This is a genomic window from Sphingomonas sp. Leaf25 (assembly GCF_001421635.1).
Taxonomy (GTDB): domain Bacteria; phylum Pseudomonadota; class Alphaproteobacteria; order Sphingomonadales; family Sphingomonadaceae; genus Sphingomonas.
Map to the genome: position 1 here is coordinate 397,167 of NZ_LMKU01000033.1, position 8,135 is coordinate 405,301.

The following is an 8,135-nucleotide window of genomic DNA, read 5'->3' on the forward strand; positions in this document are numbered from 1 at the left end:
GCGGTCCTGCCGCCGGGATGTCGCGTCGACATGCCTGCTGGATTATGGTGGCATGTCCCTTGAAAGCAGGTATTTTGACACCGCCGGTCCATGGTCGAGTGCCCGGGTCATCGAGGTACGAAATATCCCTACGGCAATATCAGACGATGCCGCCGCCGTGAGCCGGCTCGGGACGATCGACAAGATCCTGGAAGCTGCCTGCCGGTTGACAGGGATGCGTTTCGCAGCGGTTGCGCGCGTTACCGCCGACCGATGGGTCGCCTGTGCGGTTCACGACGAGATCGCCTTCGGGCTGGAGCCGGGGGGTGAACTGGACGTCCGGTCCACGCTTTGTCACGAGGTCGGTGCGTGCGGACGCACCATAGCGATCGATCATGTGGCGAACGATCCGGTATATCGTGACCATCATACGCCGGAGCGATACGGTTTCCAGAGCTACATCTCGACGCCGATCCTGCGCCGGGGGGCGTTCTTCGGGACGTTGTGCGCGCTGGACCCGGCACCGGCCAGTCCACGCGATCCGGCCATCTGCGCGACGTTCGAGCTCTTCGCGGAACTGATCGGTCGCGATCTGGAAACCCAGGCATCGCTCGAGCGTGGCGCCGGGCTGGTCGATCTCGCCGATCGGTTTCGTGTCATCGACGATCCGGCCGAGATGCTGTTTGCGGCTGCCGAAGTTCTCGGCCGTATCCTCGATGTCGACCGATCGGGGTATGCCGACGTGGACGACGTCGCCGAAACCGCCATAGTCGAGCGCGACTGGACGGCACCGGGGGTCGTGAGCCTTGCCGGGGTCCATCGGTTTCGCCACTTCGGCAGCTTCATAGACGAGTTGAAGCGTGGCGAGCCGGTCGTCATCGCCGATGCCGACGTCGATACACGCACGGTCGAAACGGCGCGGGCATTGAACCAGGTCGGCGCGCGCGATGGTCAATCTTCCCGTCGTCGAGCATGGACGACTGGTCGCGATCCTGTTGCTGAATTGCGCGGTGCCACGCCAGTGGTTGCCCGAGGAGCTCGCCTTCATCCGTGACGTGGCGGACCGGACGCGATTTGCCGTCGAGCGGCGTCGCGCCGAACGCGCGCTCGAGTGTCTGACCGAATCCCTCGAAGCCCGGGTCGTCGAGCGGACCGCAGAGCGCGACCGGATGTGGGACACATCGCCCGACCTGATGCTCGTCATCGATTTCGACGGCGTTTTCCGGCGAGTGAACCCGGCCTGGACGGCGGTGCTGGGCTATCGCGAACAGGAACTGATCGGGCATCACGTCAACGAGTTCGTCGTGCCGGACGATCATGCCGACACGGTCGACGCCTATGAGATGGCCGCTGCGGGCGGGCGACCCGTGGTGCTGAACAGATACCGGCATCGGGACGGAACGATCCGGTGGATTTCGTGGACCGCCGCACCGGCAGGGAAGATGACCTATGCCACGGGGCGCGACGTCACCGCCGAGCGCAAGCGTACGGTCGAAGTGCGGCGCTATCGCGAGATCGTCGAGGCGACCGCCGCGCCGATCTGCGCGTTCGACGTGGACTATCGGCTGATCGCCTTCAACAAGGCGCACAATGATGAGTTTCGGCGCGTCAACGGCTTCGACACGAAGATCGGCGACGTGTTTCCCGACCTGTTCGCGGCGGACCAATGTGACGTCATGCGTGACCTGATGACCCGCGCCTTGTCGGGGGAGAGCTTCACGGTCGTCGAGGCCTTTGGCCGACCGGAGCTTGGATTGCCGTGCTGGGAAATCAGCTATACGCCGCTTCGTGACGAAAGCGGACGGGTCGTCGGCGCATTTCACCAGGCCACCGATATTTCGGAAAGGCTGTTGGCGGAGGCCGAACTCGATCGTGCGCAGGAGGCGCTGCGACAGAGCCAGAAACTCGAAAGCATGGGCCAGCTTACCGGGGGCGTGGCGCACGACATCAACAATCTGCTGACGCCGATCATGGGGAGCCTCGACCTGCTGCACCGACGCGGCGTCGGCACCGAGCGCGAGCAGCGGATGATTGATGGCGCCCTGCAGTCGGCCGAGCGCGCCCGGTTGCTGGTGCAGCGTCTGCTGGCTTTCGCCCGGCGTCAGCCGCTGCAGGCGGTGGCGGTCGATGTCGCGGCACTGGTGATCGGCATGGCGCACCTGATCGAAGCCACGTCCGGGCCGCGCGTACGGGTCGTACTGGACCTCGCTTCCGACCTGCCGCCTGCCAGGGCCGATCCCAACCAGCTCGAACTGGCCATTCTCAATCTTGCCGTCAACGCCCGCGATGCCATGGCCGGGGGCGGGACATTGACGATCGCCGCACGGTCCGAGCCGATCGGGCCGGCGTCCCGTCCGATACTCGGGGCCGGCGACTATGTCCGCCTGACCGTCAGCGATACCGGGTCCGGGATGGACGACGCCACGCTTGCGCGCGCGATCGAGCCGTTCTTCAGTACCAAGGGTATCGGCAAGGGCACCGGGCTTGGCCTGTCGATGGTCCACGGCCTCGCCGCACAGCTCGGCGGCGGCCTCGTCATCGCAAGCGAGCCGAATATCGGGACGGTGATAGACTTGTGGTTGCCGGTGACTGCCGAGACGGTGCCGGCCTTGGCCCCGGCACTGGTACGGGAATCGAAACACGCCGCGGGGATCGCCTTGCTGGTGGACGACGAGGAACTGGTGCGGCTCAGCACCGCCGACATGCTCACCGATCTCGGATACGCGGTGCTGGAAGCGGCATCGGCGGAAGCGGCGCTGGAACTGGTCGAGAGCGGCATCGCCTTCGACGTTCTCGTCACCGATCATCTGATGCCGGGAATGAGCGGAGCCGAGCTTGCCCGCAAGGTAGCCGAGCGGCGGCCGGACACCGCCGTGCTCGTCATCTCGGGCTATGCGGAACTCGAAGGGATCGCAGCGGACCTGCCGAGGCTGAGCAAGCCGTATCAACGGGACGGCCTTGCCGCAGCGCTGTCGTCGTCGAGAGAGTGTCGCCGGCACGGGCAGGCGTCGCTTGCGGTGGCGGGAAACGCCTTGGACGGATGACCGGAACCGGGTCACGGAAAGGACGCCGTATCGGCATCGCCAACCTGCCCGCAACGTCACCCGAAGGCGCGGTGTATCGAACGACCGTGCCGCTGCACGATGGCAATCGCCTCATTCGAGATCGCGCAGGTCGCGACCGCGGGTTTCGCGGCCGAACCACGCCACCAGCACGAGCGACAGCGCGGTCGGCACCATGACCAGCAGCGACGACGTGCCCATCGACAGGGTGATGCCGCTGATCGTCAGCGCCTGCGCGAACAGGCCGCCCGCCTTGGTACACGCCGCCACCCAGCCCGTCGCCCGGCCGCGCACCCGCAGCGGAAAGCTCTCGGCGGCATAGGGTAGGACGATGGCGATGATGCCGTTGGAGCCGACGATGAGCAATGCGACCGGCAGCACCGGACTGCCGCTGCCCGCCAGTTCGAGGCGCAGCACCAGCAACAGCCCCGCCAGCGTCAGCGCGATCATCGTCGCCAGTGCCCATTTCGTGCTCCACCGGCTGTAGAGCAATGCCGCGATGAAGACGGTGGGAAACGCGATCAGCGCGCTTTCGGCGAGCAGGCGGCTCGACACGCCGACCGAATAGCCTTTGGCGACCAGATCGGCGGGCAGCCACAGCAGCAGCCCGAAGTTGATGAGCCCCCACGACAGCGCACAGATGCTGAGCGCGGCAAGCTTGCCGTACAGCTTCGCACCGCGCAGCGCCTGCGACCCGCCGGCACGCGCGACCGTCGGCACCGGGACGTTATGCGCGGTCGCGCCGAACCGCCGCATCACCGCCTCTGCTTCGGCAATACGGCCGCGCGCCAGCAGGAACTTCGCGGATTCCGGGATCAGCGCGCCGAGCAGGACCAGCGTCAGCCCGGTCGGTAGGTTGGCCAACCACAGGATGCGCCAGCCGAAGATCGGTTGCAGGATCGCCGACATGCCGCTGGCGGCGAAATAGCCGCCCACCGCGCCAAGCCCGCCGACCAGCACGAGGCTCCAGCCACGGTGGCGGCTCGGCATCATCTCGGCGAGCAGCGCATAGGTGACGGGCAGCATGCCGCCGGCCGCCGCGCCCATCATGAAGCACATCGCGATATTCCATGCGAGGCTCGGCATCGCACCACAGATCGAGGTGCCGACGAACATCACCGCCGACAGCAGGATCGACGCCTTGCGGCCATAGATGTCGGCGATCCAGCCCCATAGCACCGATCCGGTGACGGTGCCGGCCAGCGCGAAGAACGGCACCAGCGACACCGTCCTTTTCGGCACGCCATATTCGGAGATCATGCCGGGCACGGTGAAGCCGAGCGAGGCGGGCTTCATCACGTCGATCACCAGTGCGATGACCAGCACCGCCATCAATCCCCAATGCGCGGGTCCAAGCGGCGCATCTTCCGGGGCGGCAACCACGATTCCGGCGGCAGCGGCCCGCTGCGCACCGACGTTGCGCGGCATCAGGCCATAGGCCGCCACCAAGGTTCCCACGACGATGAGCACCATGCCGCCCAGCATCAGATTGTCCATCGGCATGCCGGCCAGACGATACTGCATCGAACGCGCCATCGCGAACATCGGCAGATGCGCGACGACACCGGCGGTGACCGCGATGCAGCCGGCAACGAACGCCCAGATCGCCTGCCGATCCGACAGCGTGCTTTTGATCGATCCCATGTTCATCCCCCCGGCCGCCGCTGCGATAGCCCGCATGACCGGCAAGGTGAAGGGCGGTGTCGTCGTACGACGCCGGCATGCGTCATTCACCCAATGGCAACCCGGCGTTCTGATCGTTGTCGCAGCGCGGGAATCAGGCTTGTTCAGGGGATCACGTTACCATGACCGGTCCTGCCCTAGCCCCATTGTCGATCCCACCGTGCTCGCGGACTTTGCGACCGGGCAGTACTGGTCCCGCCCGATCAACGTCCGTCGTCCTCCCGCACGGTCCTGCCCGGTTCGCCATTCACCCGCACGTTCTCCATGCGAACGTTCCGCGTATCGCGTGCGACCAGCGCGGATCGATCGGGGTCGGTCAGCCGGACGTCGATGTCGCGCAACAGGACGTCGCTGATCGCGGTCGTCGGATTGCCCGAGATCGTGCCGAAGCCGCGCGTGGTGCCGCGAACGTCCTCGATCACGATGTCGCGGATGATCGCGCCCGGCTGCCGGGGCGCGACCTTCGTCCCATGGGTCAGGCGGGCGTTGACGATCAGGCCGATCGCGGGATCGTTGACGCTGAAATTGGGAATGTCGGTGCCATGGAACACCTCGCCATTGTGCCAGCGGCTGACCGAAGTCGGTGCCTCGGCCAGTCGCACGCCTTTCACCCGCAGCTTCTCATATACCTGCCCCGGCGTGTCGGGGCGGACCTTGAAGCGGATCGTCGGCATGTCGCCGACATTGGTGATCCGTTCGACGCGCACGTCGCGCACCACCGTCGCGTTGCTGCCATAGGTGACGCAGCCCAGACCATGTTCGAAGACGCAGTCGTGAATATGGATGCGTTCGACCGGCGGCGCTTCGGCATGGGCGGCGGCACCGGCGCCCTGCGTTCCTTTCAGCGCGATGCAATCATCGTCGACCGAGAAGCGGCAGCGGCGAACGATCACGTCCTGACAGCTATCGATGTCGACGCCGTCGCTGCTCGGCGCGCGGATCACATGCGGCACCTCGAACCCGCAATCCTCGACCACCGCCCGGCGGCAGCGATAGAGGTGGAGATTCCAGAAGGCGGGATCGCGAAAGGTCACGCCGCTGACCAGCACGTCGTCGCAATCCTCGATCGAGCAGAGCTGGGGCAAGTGATATTGCACCTTGGCCTGGCCGACATATTCGTCGGGCATGGTAAAGAAGCTCCGCCAGAACGGGTCGCCCTGTCCGTCGAGCGTGCCGGGGCCGAGGATGCGCAGGCCGTGGTTGCCCGTCGCATTGACCAGCGCCATGCGCAGCGGTTCGGGCCAGGCTTCGGCGAAGCGACGCAGTACCAGCGGATAATCGGCCAGCGACGCCGACCCTTTCAGCACCGCGCCGCGCCGCAGTTCCATGCCCACGCCGGGGCGCAGGACGATCGATCCGCTGACGAACACGCCCGCCGGTATCGCGATCATGCCGCCGCCGCCCTGCGCGCAGGCATCGATCGCGCGCTGGATCGCGGCGGTGTTCAGCGTCCGGCCATCGCCGACCGCGCCGTGATCGCGAATGTCGACCGTCCGCCGCCGCTGCCCCAGTGCGCCGCGCGGCAAGGCGACGAGCGGTACGGCACCCGCCAAGGTTCGCAACAGGCTACGGCGTGCGGGCATGGCGGCGTCTCCAGGCGGACTGTCAGGGAAGGCGGGGGGCAGGGGCCTGCCACGCGACGAAATCCTGTCGCTGCTCGCCCAGCCGTTCGATGCCGAGCGTAACGACGTCGCCGGGCTTCAGATACCAGGGGTCGGGCTTCTGGCCGAGGCCGACGCCGGGAGGCGTGCCGGTGGTGATGATGTCGCCGGGTTCCAGCGTCATGAACTGCGACAGATAGGCGATGATCTGCGCCACGGTGAAGATCATCGTCGCGCTTGATCCGTTCTGCATCGGCCGGTCGTTGACCGACAGCCACATCGACAGGCCTTGCGGATCGCCCGCCTCGTCCGGCGTCACCAGCCATGGCCCGACCGGGCCGAACGTCGGAAAGCCCTTGCCCTTGTCCCACGTCGGGCCGCGTTCGACCTGCCAGTGCCGTTCGGACACGTCGTTGACGACGCAATATCCCGCGACATGGGCCAGCGCGTCGGCCTCGGACACATGGCTGGCATGGCTGCCGATCACGACGCCCAGTTCGACTTCCCAGTCGGTCTTGCGCGACTCCTTCGGGATCACGACCGGGTCGTTCGGCCCCTGAATGCAATTCACCCATTTGCTGAACACGACGGGTTCGTCGGGGATCGACAGGTTCGATTCGGCGGCATGATCGGCATAGTTCAGTCCGATCGCCACGAACTTGCGCGTGCCTGCGACGGGTGGCCCGTAGCGCAGATCGCCCGTCGCCAGCGGCAGCGTGGCAGGATCGATCGCGGCAAGCCGTGCCAGCGAGGCGGGGGACAGCACCTCGCCGGCGAGGTCGGCGACCACGCCCGACAGGTCGCGGATACGGCCGTCGGCATCGACGATACCGGGTTTTTCGGCATTCGGGCTGCCATAGCGACACAGCTTCACGTGGACGTTCCCCTTTTTCGCGATCCGGCAACCATCGGCCGTTTACTTGCCAACTCGATAGCTTTAGACGAATAAGTCATAATACGTCATACGTCAAATGACGTGCGAGGCGGGAGAAGACGATGCCGGGGCGGTGGTTGATGGTCGCGATGCTGCTGCTGATGGCGGGGCTGCCCGCCGCGGCGTTCGCGCGGACCGAGACGTCGCTCAGCGACGGCTGGCGCTTTCACCTCGGCGACGTGCCGAGCGATGCGACCGCGCGCGATCACGACGATGCGGGCTGGGAGCGGGTGGCGGTGCCGCATACGTGGAACCGCGCCGGCAACTATGCCGTAACCCGCCGCGCCGATGCGAACACCACGCGCGGCATTGGCTGGTATCGCCTGCGCTTCACGCCCCCGGCCGGAAGCGCGGGCAAGCGTATCTATCTCCAGTTCGATGCCGCCAGCATCATCGCCGATGTCTGGCTCAACGGCCGCAAGCTGGGGCGGCATGAAGGCGCGTTCAGCCGCTTCCGCGTCGATGCGACCGACGCGCTGCGCCCGGGCGAGAACGTGCTTGCCGTCAAGGTCGACAATTCCAAGCCGGAGCGTGGCAGCACGACCGAGTTCATCGTGCCCATCTCGGGCGATTTCTTCATGTATGGCGGGCTGTATCGCCCGGTGTCGCTGATCGTGACCGATCCGGTGCATGTCGATCTGCTCGATCATGGCGGGCCGGGCGTCTATGGCAGCGTCGTGACGCTGGACGATGGCGCGGCGCGGGTGGCGGTGCGCACGCGGTTGCGCAACGACGGCCGGTCGGGCGCGGTGACGTTGCGGACCAGCATCGTCGATGCCGCCGGACGAACGGTGGCGCGCGACGAACGACGGCTGCGGCTGGCGGGCGGCGCGGATAGCGAGCAGCGCGTGACGCTGACCGTCGCAAACCCGCGCC

The 8,135-nt window shown here is 66.6% G+C and carries 6 protein-coding genes; 3 read left to right on the forward strand and 3 right to left on the reverse strand.

Annotated features, from left to right (window positions below; genetic code table 11):
* Positions 1 to 52 precede the first annotated feature (52 nt).
* Positions 53 to 1,033 (forward strand): GAF domain-containing protein, encoded by a 981-nt coding sequence (locus ASE78_RS18445; protein WP_082467329.1) that lies wholly within the window; start codon positions 53 to 55, stop codon positions 1,031 to 1,033.
* Positions 975 to 3,023, forward strand: coding sequence for a PAS domain-containing sensor histidine kinase (locus tag ASE78_RS16855; RefSeq protein ID WP_235515126.1), 2,049 nt, complete (start codon positions 975 to 977; stop codon positions 3,021 to 3,023). Before ASE78_RS18445 ends, ASE78_RS16855 begins: the two co-directional genes overlap by 59 nt.
* Before the next feature lie 111 nt (positions 3,024 to 3,134).
* On the opposite strand, the gene ASE78_RS16860 is transcribed toward ASE78_RS16855, so the two are convergent.
* The 3 genes from ASE78_RS16860 to ASE78_RS16870 form a co-directional block, all read right to left on the reverse strand.
* Complete coding sequence (locus ASE78_RS16860; RefSeq protein ID WP_235515127.1) at positions 3,135 to 4,721, reverse strand: MFS transporter; 1,587 nt, start codon at positions 4,719 to 4,721, stop codon at positions 3,135 to 3,137.
* 206 nt (positions 4,722 to 4,927) lie between these two features.
* A complete protein-coding gene (locus tag ASE78_RS16865) occupies positions 4,928 to 6,307 on the reverse strand; it encodes a glycoside hydrolase family 28 protein (protein WP_082467291.1) in 1,380 nt (459 codons plus the stop codon).
* 22 nt (positions 6,308 to 6,329) lie between these two features.
* Positions 6,330 to 7,199 carry a fumarylacetoacetate hydrolase family protein gene (locus ASE78_RS16870; RefSeq protein ID WP_056498683.1) on the reverse strand — a complete coding sequence of 290 codons (870 nt, stop codon included), beginning with the start codon at positions 7,197 to 7,199 and terminating at the stop codon, positions 6,330 to 6,332.
* Positions 7,200 to 7,321: 122 nt separating this feature from the next.
* Here ASE78_RS16870 and ASE78_RS19700 point away from each other — a divergent pair.
* The coding region (locus tag ASE78_RS19700; protein ID WP_235515128.1) for a glycoside hydrolase family 2 protein at positions 7,322 to 8,135 on the forward strand (814 nt) is incomplete at its 3' end.

Coding starts and splice junctions, on each gene's coding strand:
- ASE78_RS18445 (WP_082467329.1), top strand. CDS start 53: ATGTCCCTTGAAAGCAGGTATTTTGACACCGCCGGTCCATGGTCGAGT.
- ASE78_RS16860 (WP_235515127.1), bottom strand. CDS start 4,721: ATGCGGGCTATCGCAGCGGCGGCCGGGGGGATGAACATGGGATCGATC.
- ASE78_RS16865 (WP_082467291.1), bottom strand. CDS start 6,307: ATGCCCGCACGCCGTAGCCTGTTGCGAACCTTGGCGGGTGCCGTACCG.